The organism is bacterium, from assembly GCA_026416715.1.
In the GTDB taxonomy this organism is placed as follows: Bacteria; UBP4; UBA4092; order JAOAEQ01; family JAOAEQ01; genus JAOAEQ01.
This window is the reverse complement of sequence record JAOAEQ010000004.1, coordinates 97,064-117,193: the sequence shown is the minus strand read 5'-3', so window position 1 is coordinate 117,193 and position 20,130 is coordinate 97,064. Positions and strand designations below refer to the sequence as shown.

At 41.1% G+C, this 20,130-nt stretch carries 15 protein-coding genes and 1 pseudogene; 6 read left to right on the top strand and 10 right to left on the bottom strand.

What is annotated here, in order from left to right; genetic code table 11:
• The first annotated feature begins 93 nt into the window (after nucleotides 1-93).
• Nucleotides 94-1,407 (top strand): bifunctional folylpolyglutamate synthase/dihydrofolate synthase, encoded by a 1,314-nt coding sequence (locus tag N3A72_02765; GenBank protein MCX7918532.1) that lies wholly within the window; start codon nucleotides 94-96, stop codon nucleotides 1,405-1,407.
• 82 nt (nucleotides 1,408-1,489) lie between these two features.
• Nucleotides 1,490-2,509: a phenylalanine--tRNA ligase subunit alpha gene (locus N3A72_02760; protein ID MCX7918531.1), complete on the top strand. Its 1,020-nt coding sequence runs from the start codon at nucleotides 1,490-1,492 to the stop codon at nucleotides 2,507-2,509.
• 121 nt (nucleotides 2,510-2,630) lie between these two features.
• Here the strand turns inward: N3A72_02760 and N3A72_02755 are convergent, their stop codons facing one another.
• Nucleotides 2,631-3,008, bottom strand: coding sequence for a cyclophilin-like fold protein (locus N3A72_02755; protein MCX7918530.1), 378 nt, complete (start codon nucleotides 3,006-3,008; stop codon nucleotides 2,631-2,633).
• Between the two features lie 240 nt (nucleotides 3,009-3,248).
• Between N3A72_02755 and N3A72_02750 the strand changes: the two genes are divergently transcribed.
• A complete protein-coding gene (locus N3A72_02750) occupies nucleotides 3,249-3,443 on the top strand; it encodes a hypothetical protein (GenBank protein MCX7918529.1) in 195 nt (64 codons plus the stop codon).
• A 23-nt stretch (nucleotides 3,444-3,466) separates the two neighbouring features.
• Here the strand turns inward: N3A72_02750 and N3A72_02745 are convergent, their stop codons facing one another.
• From N3A72_02745 to N3A72_02725, 5 genes are all read right to left on the bottom strand, one after another.
• Complete coding sequence (locus N3A72_02745) at nucleotides 3,467-4,990, bottom strand: DnaA/Hda family protein (GenBank protein MCX7918528.1); 1,524 nt, start codon at nucleotides 4,988-4,990, stop codon at nucleotides 3,467-3,469.
• Nucleotides 4,991-5,109: 119 nt separating this feature from the next.
• Entirely contained in the window at nucleotides 5,110-5,571 is a 462-nt protein-coding gene (locus N3A72_02740) for a hypothetical protein (GenBank protein MCX7918527.1), read from the bottom strand.
• A gap of 91 nt (nucleotides 5,572-5,662) precedes the next feature.
• A complete protein-coding gene (locus tag N3A72_02735; GenBank protein ID MCX7918526.1) occupies nucleotides 5,663-6,412 on the bottom strand; it encodes a GDSL-type esterase/lipase family protein in 750 nt (249 codons plus the stop codon).
• A gap of 26 nt (nucleotides 6,413-6,438) precedes the next feature.
• Nucleotides 6,439-7,233 carry a hypothetical protein gene (locus N3A72_02730; protein ID MCX7918525.1) on the bottom strand — a complete coding sequence of 265 codons (795 nt, stop codon included), beginning with the start codon at nucleotides 7,231-7,233 and terminating at the stop codon, nucleotides 6,439-6,441.
• 78 nt (nucleotides 7,234-7,311) lie between these two features.
• Entirely contained in the window at nucleotides 7,312-9,399 is a 2,088-nt protein-coding gene (locus tag N3A72_02725) for a hypothetical protein (GenBank protein ID MCX7918524.1), read from the bottom strand.
• Between the two features lie 94 nt (nucleotides 9,400-9,493).
• Between N3A72_02725 and N3A72_02720 the strand changes: the two genes are divergently transcribed.
• A complete protein-coding gene (locus N3A72_02720) occupies nucleotides 9,494-12,892 on the top strand; it encodes a HAMP domain-containing protein (GenBank protein ID MCX7918523.1) in 3,399 nt (1,132 codons plus the stop codon).
• A 135-nt stretch (nucleotides 12,893-13,027) separates the two neighbouring features.
• On the opposite strand, the gene N3A72_02715 is transcribed toward N3A72_02720, so the two are convergent.
• The 3 genes and pseudogenes from N3A72_02715 to N3A72_02705 form a co-directional block, all read right to left on the bottom strand.
• Nucleotides 13,028-14,119 carry an aldo/keto reductase gene (locus tag N3A72_02715; GenBank protein MCX7918522.1) on the bottom strand — a complete coding sequence of 364 codons (1,092 nt, stop codon included), beginning with the start codon at nucleotides 14,117-14,119 and terminating at the stop codon, nucleotides 13,028-13,030.
• A 66-nt stretch (nucleotides 14,120-14,185) separates the two neighbouring features.
• Nucleotides 14,186-15,223, bottom strand: coding sequence for a DUF362 domain-containing protein (locus tag N3A72_02710; GenBank protein ID MCX7918521.1), 1,038 nt, complete (start codon nucleotides 15,221-15,223; stop codon nucleotides 14,186-14,188).
• A gap of 530 nt (nucleotides 15,224-15,753) precedes the next feature.
• Nucleotides 15,754-15,843, bottom strand: a pseudogene (locus N3A72_02705) (prepilin-type N-terminal cleavage/methylation domain-containing protein).
• Nucleotides 15,844-16,071: 228 nt separating this feature from the next.
• On the opposite strand from N3A72_02705, the gene N3A72_02700 reads away from it, so the two are divergent.
• Complete coding sequence (locus N3A72_02700; GenBank protein ID MCX7918520.1) at nucleotides 16,072-16,263, top strand: hypothetical protein; 192 nt, start codon at nucleotides 16,072-16,074, stop codon at nucleotides 16,261-16,263.
• A gap of 6 nt (nucleotides 16,264-16,269) precedes the next feature.
• Here the strand turns inward: N3A72_02700 and N3A72_02695 are convergent, their stop codons facing one another.
• Nucleotides 16,270-18,093, bottom strand: coding sequence for a hypothetical protein (locus N3A72_02695; protein ID MCX7918519.1), 1,824 nt, complete (start codon nucleotides 18,091-18,093; stop codon nucleotides 16,270-16,272).
• Between the two features lie 174 nt (nucleotides 18,094-18,267).
• On the opposite strand from N3A72_02695, the gene thrS reads away from it, so the two are divergent.
• A complete protein-coding gene (thrS, locus tag N3A72_02690; GenBank protein ID MCX7918518.1) occupies nucleotides 18,268-20,007 on the top strand; it encodes a threonine--tRNA ligase in 1,740 nt (579 codons plus the stop codon).
• Nucleotides 20,008-20,130: the final 123 nt, after the last annotated feature.

The window sequence follows — 20,130 nt, the reverse complement described above, 5'->3', positions numbered from 1 at the left end:
TTTGCGCCATCTTTTCTTACCCAAGCTTGCCAGAGGCTATGTTGCAGCAAGCGTTCTAAAACCAAGTGGGAACGAGTTTTCCGCAGTCCAACTATGAACTACCAAGAAGCGATATCGTATCTATATTCACTTGAGCAGTTTGGAATTAAATTCGGACTGCATAATATCCAGCGGATGATGGAATTACTCGGGAATCCGCAGGAAACCTTGCGGGCGATTCATATCGCTGGAACCAATGGAAAAGGGTCAGTAGCTGCATATTGTGCAAGTATTCTAACCAGTGCCGGATATAAGGTTGGTCTCTATACCTCACCGCATTTAGTGAAATTTGAAGAACGGATGCAGATTAATGGCAAGCAGATAACCGAATCCGAGTTAGTTCGATTCGTCGAAAAAATTCAGCCAATCGCAAAACAAGTTGCGGATGACAATCAGGGATTGCACCCAACCTTTTTTGAGGTTACCACAGCGATAGCGCTCGATTATTTCGCCCAGAATAACGTAGAGTATCTGGTTCTCGAAGTTGGGATGGGCGGCCGGCTTGATGCAACGAATGTTGTTTCTGCGAAAGTAGCGGTGATAACGAATATCACGTTCGACCATATGCAATATCTCGGCGATACTTTAGCCAAAATCGCTTATGAAAAAGCGGGGATAATCAAACCGCATGCGATAGTTATCACCGGTGCTGCTGGAGAAGCGTTAACCGAAATCCAGCGGGTCTGCGCAGAACGTACTGCGGAGTTAATCGTCTATCCGAAGGATATCGCGTATCAAGAGGACTTGAATGAGTTCGATACCCGCCGATTTACCATTGCCACGGTTAATAATGTTTATCCGCATCTTGAAATTCCATTGCGTGGTAAACATCAGTTGGTCAATGCAACGTTAGCCGTTGCAGGAATTGAAGCTATGGAATCTGCTTACGGTTGCGACTGTCGTTCTGCGATAGCGGAAGGATTGAAAAAAACGGTTTGGCCAGGGAGATTAGAAGTGGTGAGACAAGAACCGATGATCGTTCTCGACGGAGCGCATAATGTTGCTGGTATTGAATCATTAACCTCAGCGTTACTCGATGAATTCAACTATGAGAATCTCTATCTAATCATCGGGATTGCCAATGATAAAGAGAGTCGGAAAATGCTGGAACTACTCTGTCCGTTAGCAAAAGAAGTTATCCTCACGGCGGCAAAAACGCATCGCGCGATTCCGCCGGAAACCTTATCAACCCAGATTAATGCAACGGATACATTTGCGCTGAAATCGAATCCGCCACGGATAACTATTGTCAAGCATATCCCTGATGCGATACAATATGCGTTACAATTAGCTGATAGAAATGATTTAATTTGTATCACCGGTTCATTGTATGTCGTCGGTGAAGCGAGAGAACAGCTAATGAAATAGCAATATACCACCAAGGTACTAAGACACAACCAGTTAAATATTGTAATAAGTGTCGTAGCAAGGTTGGGGTAAAAATTGTATTATGTCTAATAACATAGAAGAACTTAAATCTAACGCAATCGCACAAATCAATAGTGCGGAATCACATGAAGAGTTGGAACAACTTCGGGTCAAATATCTCGGGAAAAAAGGCGAATTGAAAGCAATCTTAGATCGTCTAGGCAGTTATCCGCCGGAAGAACGGCCGATTATCGGGAAGAAAGCGAATGAACTGAAAAATGAACTCACCGCATTATTGAATGCACGAAAACAGGAATTAGCGCGACGCGCAGCGGAACTGAGTACGCTAAAAGAAGCATTGGATATAACCATACCCGGTCGGAAACCGCGTATCGGGAACCTACATCCACTAACGAAAACGCTCTATGAAATTGAAGATATATTTATCAGCATGGGATTTAGCATCGAAATTGGACCGGATATAGAACTAGAATACTATAATTTTGAAGCGTTAAATTTTCCAGCACATCATCCGGCACGAGATGCCCATGATTCGTTCTATATATCCGACGGGATAATTCTGCGCACCCATACTTCTCCCGTTCAAATCCGGACGATGGAAAAACAGCAGCCACCTATTCGAATGATAGCTCCTGGTCGCTGTTATCGTCGGGATGCTATTGATGCATCGCATTATACGATGTTCAATCAAGTTGAAGGATTATGCGTTGATGAACATATCACCTTTGCCGATTTGAAAGGAACAATTACCTTATTTCTGCAGCAGTTATTCGGAAAAGATACGAAAGTCCGTTTCCGTCCGGATTTTTTCCCGTTCACCGAGCCGAGCGTTGAAGTTGCAATGAGTTGTTCGATTTGTAAAGGCAGCGGATGCAGAACCTGCAAGCAATCCGGTTGGTTAGAAATCGCAGGCGCCGGTATGGTGCATCCGGAAGTGTTTCGAGCGGTCAACTATGATTCGGAAAAATATACTGGGTTTGCGTTCGGATTCGGGATAGACCGGATAACGATGCTTAAATACGGAATAAACGATATTCGACTCCTGTTTGGAAACGACCTGCGCTTCTTACAACAATTCTAATCCTCGACGCTGATCAATCCAGCGTTCCACTGCGTAGCGCGTTAAAGACCAATACAATCCTGTGCTCGAGTTGAAATAAAAAATAGGTTAGCAGCAAATGGTAGCGGTAATTCTCGGTTGATTATTCTGCTTTTTCAATTATTATGTTCGTTCCATCTTTCACTTTCAGAAACTCTTTTGGGTCACCAAGCAATTTTCCAATAACCGTCACTGGACTATACGGTCGGATTTCATCGCCACGACTCGATGGCGTTTTGCCAAAAAAGATACAGAACGCATTCCCCGGAACCCAATATCCGATATCCCCTAATTGAACTGTTTCTTGCGGTTTTTCATCAGTTGTTTTGACTGGGATTCTAAAATATATTTCTTCACCCCAAGTATTGGCTGATGCTGTTATCGGTAAAGCATTCCAAACCAGTTCAGCAGTTTTCGTCTCATTGAGCTCCGCGAGCATCGAAACCGGCTCTGCTGTAATTTTAATTTTTTTACGTTGCATAACGAATATATCTCCCTTTGAAAAATATGGAGTTATACGGTTAATCACTGGATTTGAGTGGGAATTGCTCAAAGCAATTCCCACTCAAGTCCAGTATAACTCGTTCATAAAATAACATAAACTATTATAAATGCAGGAGTTATAATGCAACTTCCTAATACTACATACGGTAAATCACGCAAAAATTAGGAGACCGATTTTGACAAAATGCTGATATATAAGGTATGATATTAGCACAGTATGGCCACCGGAGAACATAATCCACATAATTTATTATTCTGCTGTATGCGATGCCAGTTCTATAGCAGTTGTATCACCAAATGGCTGCGTGGCGAAAAAGGTGAACCGGATTATTGCTGTGACCATTGCCAATATTTTTATGAATGCCATCCGCATCTCGTAAAAAAACAGAATCCAGAAAATAAAGATAAATAAGTTCTACATCATTTCTTTTCTCATCACCTACCTTGTTTAATCATTTCGCTTAAAATATTTTGAACAACCTGCATCGTTATCGGTCGGCCACCGAGCGATGAAATTGCGTTAATTTTATTCAACACCCCTTCCAGTTCGCGAACATTTGTCGAGATGAACGTTGCAATGACATTGGCGATATCATCCGGAAGCTGCAAATTCCGTTGCATCGCTTTTCGGCGGAGAATCGCTATGCGCGTTTCTAAATCCGGCATCTGGACATCGACAATCAATCCGCCTTCGAATCGGGAGCGAAGTCGTTCTTCGAGTTGCGGGATATCTTTCGGAAGACGGTCGCTGGTGAGAACAATTTGTGCTCGACGATGATGCAATTCTTCAAACATCTGGAATAATTCGACTTGGGTTCGTTCCTGACCAGCGAGAAACTGAACATCGTCAATGAGCAAAACTTGCAGATGCCAGTATTTCTGGCGGAACGGAGTGATTGTTCCTGATGCAATCGCAGTAATCATCTCTTCAATAAAACGAGTGCAGGGGATATATACCAATAAACTATGAGGATTTTTTTGCAGAATTAAATTGCCGATTGCGTTCATCAGATGCGTTTTGCCGAGTCCGACCCCGCCATAAATGAAGAGTGGATTATAGGTTGTACCTGGTGATTCAGCGACATTTTTCGCTGCTGCCCAAGCGAGTTGATTCCCAGTCCCAACGACAAAACTATCAAAAGTAAACTCGGGTATCGGTTTCGTTAATAGCGATGGCTGAATCTGCGTCGGTTCTGGAGAAGATAGATGCGGTTGCGGTTGTGGTGATACGTGCGATTCTGTCGAAGTAGATGGAGTTAATCCCAGCGGAACATTGGGTTGCTGGGATAGCGATTCTAGTTGCGCTTTATCCAGAGCTTGCTCGGTATCCAATGAACGTTTATCCGGAACAACTGCCGCTGATGGCTGAACTGGAGTCTGCGGTGTGGATATATCCATCACTGTATCAGTTTTTGAGGAAATTGGTTGAGATTCTACAGGTTTAGATTGAGTGCCATTAGGTTCAGGGACTGCGGTTATGGGAAAAATCCCCGTAATTGTATCGGATGATAATGAACGGTCGTTAGATTTCACTGTCGGATAATATTTATCGATAATCTGTTCAATCCATTCCCGACGACTAAATATCGGACGAATAGTCAATTTCGTTAATTCGGTTAATTTCTGGATAGCGTCGGTATCCCAAGGGTCAGACATCGCTACAGTTAACTGCTCTTCATTTTTTTCTAATGGGAAACAGATATATTGTCGCGCGATAGGTTCTGGAATCAAGGTTAACAGGTTAATATCTTTTACAACGAATCCACGCGGATTGATATAGATACTCCCGAATTGTTTCGCGAGGATAGTATTCAAATCTTCCTCGGTAACATATCCCAGTTGCAATAGGATTTTCCCTAATGGTAACCGGCGCTGCTGTTGTAACTCCAACGCCTGTTCAAGCATACTTTTCGTTATCAACCGCTGTTCAATAAGAAGTTCACCGAGTTGTTTTGCCATAATTCGAATATTATCGCATGGAATAACGCTATAAAGTTCCTCTGTAAAATTTGCTATGGTTTATTTTGCAAATTTGTTTCGGTTATGGTTATAATGAGATTAGGCTAGATATTTTGCGATTAATTATTCTTCTGCCACTGACTATTATAATATTTATCAATGATTTGCTCAATCCATTCGTGGCGACTAAATTTCGGTTGGATAGTTAATTGGGTGACTTTCGTAAGCTCATTAATCGCATCGGTATTCCACGGATCAGCCATAACCACCAACAGCGTCCCATGTTTCTTTTCGAGAGGAAAACAAACAAAACGTCGCGCGAGCGATTCCGGAATGAAATTAAGGAGCGATGTATCCTGTAAAACAAATGACCGTGGGTTAAGATAGACTAATCCAAACTGACTAGCAAGAACCGAGTTTAACTGGTCTTCAGAAACGCAACCAAGCTGGATAAATATTTTCCCTAACGGAACTAATTCTTGCCGCTGCTGGGAAAGTGCTTGTTCCAAAATAGCCGGCGTAATCAGTTTTTGTTCGATGAGGAGCTCTCCAATTCTTTTCGAAGCACTATATTCAGTCATAATTATAGTATCATTATACTGATTTTTATAAGAAATTGCAAGAAACGAATTCCCATACTTCATTGTTAACATAATGTGGGGATTAGGCGCACTATGGTTTTGAAGGAACAACCGTATCAGTTGTTTGCGGATTCAGGTTGGTTAGCAACCGGTCAATCTCTTGTTTCCAGATTTCATAGGCAGGCGGTTTGAGATGGAGTCCATCAGCGGTAAACTCTTCCCGCAGTTCACCATTTTCATCTTTGAGTAACGCATGTAAATCCAGATAGTGATACTGAAATTCATCAGCCAACGATTTCAGTTTCGCATTGAAATCTAGTACCATTTGATTCAGATGCGCGTATTTCCCGCGACAGGGTAGAACGGAAATTATATATACTTTAACTTTCGGTAACCGACTTTGAATTCGGGTTAATACTTCGCGATATACCCGTAGAATAGTATCCTGACTTCTCCCCGCAGCGAGGTCGTTTATCCCGATGAGGATAAAAACATGCGACGGATTGCAGTCGAACACTGAATTATCGAGCCGATGCAGGATACCGGTGGTATTAACTCCGATACCATCAGCGACTATCCCTCGGTTAATAAACGGGCGACCAGGAAAATATTGTTCAATCTTAAACCCTTCAGTAATCGAATCACCGAGTAAAACTACTTTTTTAAATGTTTGATTCTCAGCTTCAAACGATTTAATTCTATCCCAATAATGCTGGTAGAGTCTTGCAATAATGGCGGTTCTATCCGGTTTATCTTGCGAGAAGACACTGGACGTTAACAGAATAAATAATCCGAACACCACAATACCAATCAGTTTATTGAGTTTATACACATTATGCATAGAGCGATTCCCCCTATTAACTATAATTATTTTCCAAACGCATTAAGTTCAAACGTTCCACCAGCGGTTAAACTCCAATCTTCACTGCGGTCATTTAATCCGATAGAAGCGGCGATATCCCAGGTTATCCAGTGCCACGGTAGCTGAACTCCGGCACGCAATGACGTTCGGTCATTTCCATCATGCGAATTTGCAATTCCGGTTATTTCGGCAACGGCGTTCATATTAGCGGAAATCGGTTTAACCGCCCCGATACCATACATCAATACATCATCCTGTTTCGATAACTCATGCGGATTGCCCAGAATCCCCATCCCAACATTTAGCCGAGACTCTATGCCCAGAATATTCTTACTTAAAATCAGAAGAATGAAATTATCCGATTCATCCGTTCCGAAATTTCGCGAGTTATCCGCATTCGGTAGTTTGGTACCAAACTTAACGGCGACTGCCGGTCGCGTATCGGTTTCGGATACCAACTTTATTTTCGTCCATAACCGCACATCGCCGACATCAAACCCGCTATCGGTTCCATCATCCTGATACAACAAATCGAAATCGGTTTGAACTTCTACTCGTTCCCCTAACCCAGCGGAAACGCCTATCGCCGGCAGTTTTATCACTTCCCATTTTTTATCTTCCGGTTGAAATAATAACGTGATATTTTTGAGATAACCTATGCCAGCTCGAACCTCAATTTTGCCATACGACGTTATTTCCGCACTCTCAGTTTCTAACGGTCGTTCATGTCCGGCATACCCGATACTGAAACTAACGGCAAGTAAACTAATTCCTAAAACTATCTGTCGTACCCGAGGCATATTTCTCTAAACTCTCCTTTAATTAAGATAACAAAGTTTTAGATTTACCAGACAGTTTGCTTTTCTAGCGTCGTACTTCTATTTTTTTCCTGCTGTCGGTCGAGTTTGTCGAGTTTGAGTAATCAGATATTCAATTCCGTTTCGTGCAGTAAATTCAATGGTATTCTTGACTGTTTTCGCTGGTACAGTGGTTTTCTGCGAGCCGGCTAACTCCACTACTGACCAGCGGACAGTTTTAAGTGTCGCTTGCGGGATAACCGGCAATGATATTTTAACCGGAGTAGGTTGCCCATCCCGCCGATATATCGTCACCTGCAGTTCCGGTTTGATTTTTTCTTTTTCACCGAGTCCCCAAATTCCAGCGTCTAGCGGAAGAACCTCAACCGGTTGGGTACAGAATATTTTTATTCCATCAGATAGTGGTATATAAGCTAATCCAGCAGTAGCGAGAATTCCATTCGGCGCATTTTTTTTCTGGGCGATATAAAAATTACCTAATGCTTTGCCAAACCCACGGGCGGCAATATCCAGGTCAACTGATTTCATATATCCCGCTAAATCAAGAGTTGCGCCAGGAATTTCTTTACCCAACAATCGCTGGATTTGGGGATAGGTATATTCGTCAGTCATTAGAAGCCACGAACGACGTTTTGCCAGTTGAATGATATTCCTCTGATATATTTCAGGTAACTCTGACTTCCAACTCGGTGCAATGAGAACAATTTGGTTCGCTGGAATAAACGTTATATCCTTAATATCAACCAAACGAATCGGAACAAACGTTGCTATCATATAGAGCATCGAATAAAATTTTTTCGCTAGGATATCATCGCGGAGGAGTTTGGGATAAGTAATAACATAGACATACGGTAATCTCGGTTCGGCTTTCCCCTCAGATAAAATACGGTTTGCATTCGAGAAAGTGCGAGTAATAGACGTACTGTTCGGAAGATTAAGATTCCAATTCCATTGATAAAGTACTCCCGGTCGAACCGACTGCCCAGCCTTTTGCTCTCGGAAATGTTCGTAGAGAATCGATTTCGGATTCAACGGTAATCCGCAGTAGGTTATATATCGAAGCTGGAATAAATCAAATCCAGCGTTATTCTTATCAACTCCACTTTCTAAAATATATATCGGTTTACCTAATTCTTTCGCCCAATGAATGATGTTAGTCATCGCATAGAGTGACCCGAATCCGGTATCAGCTAATTTCGTATCAGTATAGAGCGATATTCCGAGCGCATCCGCATTACTCAGCCAAGCGGGAAGATTGAACGCCGCATATTCTGGATGTCCTTTAATCAATGTATCAACTAATAACCCGTTCAATTGTAAGATGAACGGCGTTTTACTTGATTGCTGCCAGATGTTCCGATTATAGTTATATTGTTTCCACCACCAGGAATTGAGCGCACTGATGAAATCGAAATAGGCACGATGCGGTAATCCGAATCGTTTATCCATAGGATTTTGCGGTAACGGAATCTCGTCCGGAGTAGCGATTTGCGTTTGATATTCTTCATTAATTCGTTCCATGGTTTCGAACGTGTTCAGTAGCCATTGTTGCCAATACCTTTTCATCACCTCGGTATACTGCCCGATTTCATACCGTTTAGTTTTATCGTTCCAGACTAAAACTCCTGCGCGGATTGAATCGAGAAATCCCGCAAACCCGCCAATACAGAATCCCGCTAAATTCGGTTCTCGACCGTATCGGTTCGCATAATATGCTGTTTCCTGCTGTAACCATTCTTCATATTCTGGATTCGCAACAATCGAAAATACCCTACCCGTTTTATCTACCGGAGTCAATATCTGCTGATATAAATAGTTTTTACCGTCCGGCGTATTGGCATCGATCCGAGTTAAAATAATTCGGATATTTCTCGCTTTACATTCAGCGAATAATGTATCCAAAACTTGTACGCTGGTCGGTTGCGACCAGATATGCGCTGGCGGAACGATATTCACGATTCCTGCCCCGGCGAATTCTGCCATTGCAATACTTTTCTTCGCATCGTCAACGGTTCGGAGCGAATTGAAATGAATAGTGTATCCGACACGGGAAACAGCTACTTGTTGAACGGTTGCACTTTCAGAAAAAACCAATTTCGGTAATAATAGATAGAAACTTATTATAATAATCGTTAGTTTTTTCGACATTGTTGTTACCAGGTATAGTACCGAGATAAAATTCAGCTACCTACTTAAGAAATAACGTTGTATTGTTTTATTATAGTATACATTATAGCGTAATATGAACTCTGTACAGGAGAAATCATCGTTCATCTATCCGGCATTAACCGTAGCGCTGTGGTTTCTTATCTACTTTTTGTTTTCCTATCTCGCACCGAGTGTCCCAGCGATACACCCGAAATGGGGCTATCTCATTTCCGCAGGAGTATGTGCGGTAACAATTTTACTTATTTTCTACTCGCTAACTCGATTCATACTAAAACCGATATGGTTATTACTCATAACCATTGTAGCCGCAGGCTTCGTTTATTTTGGAAATCATTTTCGCGGTGCGGAGGTTATCCGTGCGGTAACTATTGACCTCGGTCTCATTTTGTTCAGCATAACTACAAGCAGTTTATTAATTCGTTCATTAAATCAGAAATCATATTTGGTTCCTATAGCGGTTCTCGGGTCAGCATTAGATCTCTGGAGTGGAGTGATTGGCCCAACGAAATCGTTTATCACTACCGGAGAGATAAACTATTTTTTAATTCGATTTCCGCTGTTAGGAACAGCAGAAATCCCCGGTTTTTTCGGGGTAAGTGATTGTATTTTCAGTGCGTTATTTTTATTCGCTACGGTTAAATTTAAGTTTAACCGAACCAACAATTTCTTGATACTTACCCTAGCGTTCATTGTAGTGTTTCTTATCGTTATCTTCAGCGAACTCGCAATTCCTGCACTTCCAGTACTTTCGCTAGGGTTCGTATTGGTTAACTGGGGTCATTTAGAACAATCCGGGGAACCGAAAGATTTTCCTACCTCATCCTCCTTTCGGAAACGGCAATGGATTTTTTCAGTTATGTTAATCATTCTTCTGGTATCAATTCCGATCCTAAAATGGTATGCACGCACTCAAATTAAACAGAAAATTGAAACGATTGATTCTTTTGCCAAACAGAGTATTGAACTGTCCATGCAGAAATGCAAATTTATTATGGAAAATCAACAAGCTGTTCTCAAGGCGATAGCCAGACGACCACCTCAAATTATTCACCCTACAGAGTGGCAGACGGTTTTAAATCGCTATCACTTGCAACTTCCACCCGGTACTCAAGCATATCTCGTAACCAAGGATGCTCCTGACTCCCAAAAGATTATTTGCGTATATCCATCTGCGTCAACCGACAACAAAGCTGGGAACATTGCTTCTTCTGCTTGGAAAAAGGTTTTTACGCAAATGCTGGATAGTAAACGAATCCAGCTGCAAACAGATTCAATAGTTATTCCTGCGCAAGGACTTCAAATGGTTACGTATCTCCAATTAACTACTGGTGGTTTACTCGAATCTGCACAAAATCTCCATTATCTTGTTCTCTTTTTTCCAATTACCGCCCAATGGTTGAAAAAAGAAATCCAAACTCATTTTCCGAACGAGATTCGACCGGAATTCGCTCTTCTTACCCGAACCACTGATCCGAAAGCTATTAACGAATGGATAACGGTCGATGCCACGATTACAGAGCCATTCAATAATCACGAACTACCTCGATTCACTGACCGAGAACTAAACTTATCTTTTCTCGACCGTGGGAAATACTTCTTTTACCAGCATATTGGAGAAGCCCCCTATAAAATTTGCGGATACGCTATTCCGTTTACTATTTCAGATAGTTTACTTTGCGCCCTATTACCGTATCCGATAGAAGTCATAACGAAAATTGACCGGTATACCCAAATCAGCACGTCGGCTATTCTCCTATTCGTAACTCTAATAATCGTTTCCTTGGTAGTCCATCGCGGACTTAAATTAACGAAAAAGTTCGTGTTTGCGTTAGCGCTGGCGACCTTATTACCCATAGTAATTTTCCGGTTCGCTGGGTTTAGTACCCGCGATGCACTGGAAGAACAAATCAGCCGGCATGTCTCCGATGGCTTGTTACGAACTTTGAAAATAGTCACCCAATTGAAATATGAACTTCATCAATTAGCAATATCAATGGCATCCGCTAAAGATGATACAGCACGACAAGCGATTCTGCAAAACTATCAGCAGAAATATCCGCAATTGCACTGGGCACAACAAATAACGAGTAACAATAACCGCATACACAGTGCCGGTGATATTGCGTTACTCAACTTTGGGAAACCTAATGTTTCCGGAACATTGTTCGTTGACCCGGAATCACAAACTCCTATGCTTTTTGACCAATATACCTATACCCAAAACAATCTGGAAAAAACCACGGTTATCGGACTGCCAGTGAGCCAAGGTTTATTGCATCTTTTAAAACTTAATAGCGGCACGGAAACAGCTTTCGTTTGGGAGAATAATATCATTTCAACGTTACCGCGAATGAAAGCTGAATCATTAAAAATCAGCGAAACCGAATTGGCTGAAGCGGAACTAACTGAGGTTGAATCGTTCACTGTTTCCCGGCAGCATATCGGCGATATGGTGTATACCGTCGGATATCTCCGTTTTCCGATATATACATTTTCAACAACGCTGCAAACATTTGTCCAGTCAGCGAATCCGGGATTATTTGCGATTGCTATTCCACGAACATTCGTTGACCAGCAAATTAAAGAGTTTGATGATAATTTGATGTCATTCACGATCCTAATGCTGCTCATCGCAAGCTTTATCGGGTTCGGATTAACGGTGATGACGATGCATCCGCTGATAAAACTTATCCGGGGAACTCAAGAAGTTGGCGCGGGTAATTTAGAGTATCAGGTTGATATTCGCCAAAAAGATGAAATGGGCGAACTCGGTCGTTCATTTAACCAGATGGTTCGGCTTCTGAAAGACCGGCAACGAGTTCGCGATACGTTTTCGAAATACGTTAGTGAACGAGTTGCAGAAAAAATCCTATCTCATCCGGAAGGTGTCCCACTCAAAGGTGAACGTAGACCGATAACCATCCTCTACGCAGATATTCGTGGATTTACTGCATTAGCAGAAAAAGGAAATCCAGAAGAAGTAGTTGCGATGCTGAACGAATGTTTTACCCATCTCATTGACATCATATTCAAATACGAAGGAACTCTCGATAAATTTATCGGGGATTGTATCATGGCGTTATTCGGTGCACCGATTCCTGCAGAAGATAGTTTAGAACGAGCGATTCTTGCGGCATTAGCGATGCAAGAACAAATGGATCTATTCAATCAGAGCCGCCGTGGTTTAGGATTACCGGAAATTAAGATTGGAATTGGGATAAACTATGGCGAAGCGATTGTTGGCAATGTTGGCTCACAGAGACGACTCGAATATACCGCAGTCGGCGATAATGTGAATATAGCATTTCGCTTGCAGGAAATCGCTGACGGAGGACAGATTCTGGTTACGGAAGAATGTTTTAGTCTGGTAGATAAAAAGTTTACCGGCTATCCAATAGGACCGATTACGGTTAAAGGAAAAGAGAAGCCGATTACCGTAGTCCAGATAACCGGAGTGGTGAAACCAGATTAACAATCCGCATTCTCTCAGGTAGTAACCGGATGATGCAGCTCAATGTTTATCTAATCCCTAGGTGAATGAGAAAATAAATCTGTCTATCCCGATACATCAGGGAAATTTTAGGATAAACCATGGAGAACTAACACCTTATCTGGTTAAACGCTCTTCTTGAAGAACCGAACGGGAATAAATCGCATGCAGTTCAGCGACACGATTGGGTAATAAGTCCGGTATCGGCAGATGGTAGGGACATCGGTCAACGCATAACCGACAGTGAATACATTCTGCTACTTTTGCTAATTTCGACTTATCATTTCCATTAATATAATTCTTCCAACCATACCGTTTATAAATATATTTTGCACCTAAAACATACGAGATTTCTATTCCGACACTACACGGCTGGCAATATCCACAACGGCGGCAAAAGTTTTTATCGAGTTCCTGTTTAAGTTGCGCGATTCGCTTCTGTTCCGATGCGGTTAACTTCTTGATATCTCTACATAACCGCACGTTTTCTTCAACTTCTTCAACCGTCTGCATACCAACTAATGCGACTGATACTGGTTGCTCGAGAACGTATGATAATGCCATTTTCGGATTATCCGCAAACGCGCTGCCCCCGAACGGTTTCATTGCAATAACCGCAATCCCTTTTTTATTAGCTAACGGTAACAATTCATCAACCACATCGGTTTCAATATAATTATACGGCACTAAAATAGTTTCGAATACAGCAGCGTGTTTTATCGCTTCAATGATAACTGGAACAGAATGACTGGATAATCCAATATGTCGGACTATTCCTTTCTTTTTTGCGGATAATAGCGCGGTAATAGCACCGTCCGACGCTAATATTGTATTGAGCATTTCAACATTCTGGATATTATGACATTGATAAATATCAAGATAATCGGTTTGCAGTTCTTTTAAGCTCAGAGCGATACTTTCTTCCATTTCCGATTTCGATTTCGCTGTACTTTTTGTAGCTAGAATACATTGTGCTCGTATTCCTTGCAATGCGATTCCGATTTTGGTTTCACTATCCGCATACGCTCGAGCGGTATCGAAATAATTTATCCCTAATTCATAGGCACGGCGAACGACTTTAACTGCATCCGAAGTATCTACCTGCTGAATTGGGATTCCGCCGAACCCGAGAACGGTAACGTGTAATCCTGTTTTTCCTAAAGGGCGAATGGGAAGAGCAACGTTCTTTGTATTATTTTTCTTTTTCATCCATTAACCTTTTAGTATTCTTAGTTATTCTCGGATTTGAATTGTGAAGTATGGTGATTTACTTATTTATTCTGCGTAAGCTTCCCAGCGAGAAACTTCAGTAGGAACCAGATTGATATTGACCCGATTGATATCTATATCATTTCCTAAACCGTAACTGGCTGCGGTATGGATATAATTCGCATCAACTGGCGTGGTTTTATAGGTATTTAATATATCCCGACCGACACAATCTGCGGCAACCGGGTCAGTACTAAAAATCAACCCGTTAAACGTAATATTTGGTGAACCGCCGGGACCCCAGGTGTGCTTTCCGAACAATGCATCAATTATAATCAGTTTTGTTTTCGTTCTAATAGTAGTTGAATTACTAATATCGGCTACATCGGGATTACAACCGTTTGGTGGCGAACCGTGCGCTAATGTCCCAGGATTGTTAACAGAACCATAATGATTTTTTAAACTTAACGTAACTCCACCTTGACTGTGGTCTTTGAGTACCGCCGCATTAATCAAATAATTAGCATACTGGGTAACTATTTTTGTTAAGTTTCTCGTTGTTGATCCTACAGGAATACTAAAACTCGTGTCATACCCGACACCGGAATGATTGGTTCCAAAACAGCGGACTCCAGAACTACCCGTATTTAAGGTATATCCCGCTGCGGTAAGTTCACTATTGGTACGGTCATAGATAATGATATTATTGATATTAAACGAGCCGTTTAGCATTTGCGCTAACCCATTGATAACCGTATTAATTACCTGGGGATGGGTCGATAATAGATTGTTGATACAATTCACTTTGATAGCAATCACACTACTTGCAGTTAATCCCGGGAATAACGATTGCCATGCTTGACCTAACTGCGCAATCCCAGTTAGTTCACGGATACCAGTATCAGTCATCATTTGAACAACTGATTGGTTAATAACACTTCCGCTTGTTGCTTCCGGATGGGTTACCACGACAACTTTACTTGGTGCCAATGCTTTCGGTATTGCGGAGATTAACGGAGTAAATTTTGGAATAATAATACTGCCGAAACCGATGATTGAGCTCTGTTTAATAAATTTACGACGGGATATTTTCCTATGCGCCATATATTCAGTGATTCGGTGTTAGTTGACAACTGAGTTCAGACAACGCTCGATTACCCTTTTATTCGAATGATATCCCCATTACTAATCGTTCCATTCGTCGGGTCATATCTGACAGTATCAATCGCCCAAACGTAGAAATTCTCATTATCCGGAATGATATTTCGTTCTTTTACATCGCCTCGGTCTTCACTATCATTATCCGGCCCGCAACTGGCGATAATCCAGTTCGACCGATTTGCCGCATATTGGAAATATTTATCTCGACCGGTTTTATAAAATAAATCAGCTGGATATTTGGTTATATATGCTAGGGGAGTCGTTAAGCACCAGATAGTTCCATCGGTTACATTTAACCCTATTTGCGGGTCGAAATTCCAGAAGGTAAAATCAATATCGCCATCATCCGGTCCTTCATTCCGACTGTCTAAAGGATAGTAATTATTATCAACATAATAACTTTCCAGCGCAGTTGCTAATGTTCGCATCTCTTCTTGAACTCGTGCGACTTTACTTCTGGTCTGCGCAGCGAGAAAATTCGGAATCGCAATTGCTGCTAGAATCGCAATAATCGCAACAACAATCAACAGCTCAATCAACGTAAATCCTTTTTCTTTCATTATACGCTCCTCCGGTTAGATAAGATTCTCAACATAATCTTTTTGTTGGTATAAAGATAAAACTATCGATTCTGTATAAAGAAAGTCTACTCCATAATTCTGAATCTGTCAATTACAACCCAATTCGGTCGACCGTTTAGAGAATGAGTTCTACCTGCTAATTTATGGTATTATATTTTATAAAAGAATACCTTATTCATTTACGAAAGTGAGGTGGAGAAGGTTCTTAGTATGTGGTTTTGTATAATTCTATCTTTTATTATGCTGTTTCTCGGGATATTCAGCCGGGCGCTCGGATACGGGGTTAATCGCGGTGCACCATGGTTGCTCGGAATAACACCGGATGCATTCTTACGGTTCACAAATACGTTGCTGCTCTATGCTATCGTATTCGGTATATTAAAACTCATTGCCAAAGGATAACCTACCCTAGTTCTCTCGGGCGACTCGAGGAGTCGCCCGCACCCGTTCAGACACCTGATATACATTAAATTGCGTATTCGTATATACTAACGGGAAAGAAAGCTTTTGTGGTTTTTCAACCACGACAAACTGCGCGTTATATTTTTCGGCGATAGTACTAAATTGCGATTCGGCAAGATTTCGATACAATATTGGCTGTAATGCTACTGGAGTTTGAACAGTAATCCCAAACGCTTGCAGCCGTTGATACCACTCCTGTGCATATCCCGCATTAAATACACTGAGCGCACCATCTTTCCATTCAACGAGCGTACTTCGTTGCGAATCAACTCGGAATCCAGATAAATAAATCGGGGTTATCCAGAGACTATGTTTATCACTATGCTCTTTTGCCCAGCGTTGCACATCTTCCCATGCGGTTATAGTAGTCATACCGGGTACTTCGATATAATGCAAAAAAGTCTGGCGTAATGAATGATGACCTTGAAAATATGCGAACCATTGCGGGAGTTTTGCAGTGACTCGTTTCCAGATAAATGGAATTGAAACGCTAATCATAAGTATCAGAAAAAATCCAAAAATCCATTTACTTTTTTGTGGTATCCATCTCAATGTTTGCAGATAGATAATTGAACTCAAGAGAAAAAGTAGTATTGTTTTCGGCTCAAATAAAAATATTCCTATTCCGATTGCGAACGCCCATAATTTTCCCATTCGACTTTGCTTCCACAGTTCTAAAATATAGGGGACTATCAGAATAATTGCGATAAAAATAAAAAATTGGATACTCCGAATTAATTGCAATCCGATAATCAACGGGAACGGGATATATTCACTGAATACGATACCAATAAGAATTAAGAGCAATATCCCCACAATGAACCCTAGTAAATTTTTCACATTACTATGTACTCGAGAATTCTTGGCCTGATACCATTGATAATATCCTATTGAAAACATTGCGATGATTGAGAGAAAAGCTAGCCAACTATCGCGATCCCAGAATTGCGGGAATAAATAACGTGTGCGATACTGCAGTATTTGCAGCCATTGCGTAGTGGAAATACGCTGCGAACTCGACCAAGAAACGGTTAAAAGAATCCATAGCCAAATTGGCGATGAACATAAAACAAAACCAGCTATGGCGACTATTTGTTTTATCCATCTTTTCTTGACTCCTTTATTTTGTGCATCATAGTTACCTGCTGGTATTTTTTGCACGTTATAAATCATACTAACTATTAAGCAGAAGAATATAAGGAACGCAGATAACAGATGGATATTCGCGGCTATCCCTGCCAGAGTAAATGCACTGAACCATTTATCCGCTAGAGAACGTTCAATAGCAAAAAGCAGAAAAACAAGCGCGATATTTCGTGGATGTAAATAGGGTTCGATAGTTACCATTAAAACCCCAGCAACGAATTTTTTGGTTAGTAAGAGAATCAAAACGAGTAGCAGCGGAATCGATAAACCCCAAACCTGGGTTTGAATATTTCTTTCTATCCCAATTCTTATCGCAAGAAAATATATCGCTAGAAAAATAAGGTATATATTAATACCATGAACGATAAAACAAGTCCATTCTAATCCAAATAGATGAATTAATGGCAAAAGTAAATACCACAGGTACGTATAATAATTCCCGCCAGTCTGTTTTCCCAGCATCATTAAATCCGATGGTGGATATGCTTGCGTATCGGTATATAGGGGTAGATAAGCGAAATAAATATCCTGGTCAGCATATTTGAACTGATATCCGTTAATTATTACCGAGATAACGGTTAACCCTAGAATAATCAAATATTTATGATATTGAATGGTTCTCATAATAAATAGGTAAATAATTCAATACATTCAGGGGAGAGAATAGTATCAGCAGATTGCGGTATCATTTTTGTTTTCCTTAAACCCGATTCTGTATCGCTTCACTGATTTAATCTTGTAAAATTCAGTATTTTAGTAGATAATATTACACTATTTTTAGATTTTATACTATAGACTATAGATTATCAACCTATGGCAGACCAAATAAGTTTAGAAACGTTACGACATAGCACATCGCATATTATGGCACAAGCGGTTACTGAACTATTTCCGGGAACCAAACTGGCTATCGGACCAGCGATTGCTGATGGATTCTATTATGATTTCGATAGTCCAACAACGTTCAAAGAATCGGATTTAGCGAAAATAGAAGAACGAATGCGAGAAATCATCAAATCGAACGTTCCATTTGAGCGGATTGAAATTGATAAAGAAACCGCAAAACAGCAGTTTCTTAGTCAGGGAGAACGTTATAAAGTTGAATTACTGAATGATATCCCTGATAATACGGTTACGCTCTATCGTCATGGTTCATTTGTTGATTTATGTCGGGGACCACACCTGGCAAGTACCGGAGAAGTGAAAGCATTTAAACTGTTATCCGTTGCTGGAGCATACTGGCGTGGAGACGAACACAATCCAATGTTACAACGGATTTATGGTACCGCATTTTATACGCAAGAAGAATTAGACGCGTATGTTGCTAAACTTGAAGAAGCAAAACGGCGTGATCATCGCAAGTTAGGAAAAGAATTAGATTTATTTAGTATCCATGAAGAATCCGGTGCTGGGTTGGTTTGTTATCATCCGAAAGGTGGGCGGATACGGAATATTATCGAAACTTTCTGGCGGAAACAACATTATAAGAACGGATATGAATTATTATACACGCCGCATATCGGCCGTTCTCTGTTATGGCAGACTTCCGGCCATCTTGATTTTTATCAGGAGAACATGTATTCTCCGCTGGATATCGAAGGACAGAATTATTTTCTCAAACCGATGAATTGTCCGTTTCATATTCTAGTCTATAAATCGCAAACTCGCAGCTATCGCGAGTTACCGTTACGCTGGGCAGAATTAGGAACGGTATATCGCTATGAACGTTCTGGTGTCCTGCATGGACTTTTACGGGTTCGTGGGTTTACCCAAGATGATGCCCATATTTTCTGCCGTCCTGACCAGATGGAATCAGAGATTGCCCGAACGCTTAATTTCGTGTTGTTTATATTACGTACCTTCGGGTTCCATGAATTTGATATCTATCTAGCGACTAAACCGGAGAAAGCGGTTGGTTCAGCGGAAGATTGGGAAAAAGCGATGGCATCGTTAAAAAATGCTATTGACCAGACCGGATTACCTTATCAGATTGATGAAGGTGGCGGTGTATTTTACGGACCCAAAATAGATGTTAAAATTAAAGATAGTCTCGGCCGACCCTGGCAATGTTCAACTATCCAATTTGATTTTAACCTATCTACCCGATTCGACCTTGAATATATTGGAGAAGATGGTAAACCGCATCGGCCGTATATGATTCATCGCGCATTACTCGGGTCTCTAGAACGGTTTTTAGGTGTGCTGATCGAACATTATGCCGGTGCGTTTCCTACTTGGTTAGCTCCGGTACAAATCAAAATCCTGCCAATAAAAGATAGTTTGATGGAGTATGCGAAACAAGTGCACGAAATCTTAAAGCAGCAGGATTTACGAGTTGAAGTAGATGAACGCAACGAGAAACTCGGACATAAAATCCGTGATGCGCAACTTGAAAAAATCCCGTATATGCTGGTTCTCGGTGAACGCGAGCAAACCAGTCAGACCGTTGCGGTGCGACGACGTGATGGAAAAGATTTCGGCGCAATGACTATCCCCGAATTTTTAGCGTTACTTAAACCGGAATTGAATATTGAATAATCGATACAAATCACAGTAAAATAATAGGTTAAAATCTGGATGTTATTTTGCCATTTGAATATTGAATTTTGGATTTTAATAAGTGAGGTGACGTAACAATATTTAGACCATATAAACCGCAAC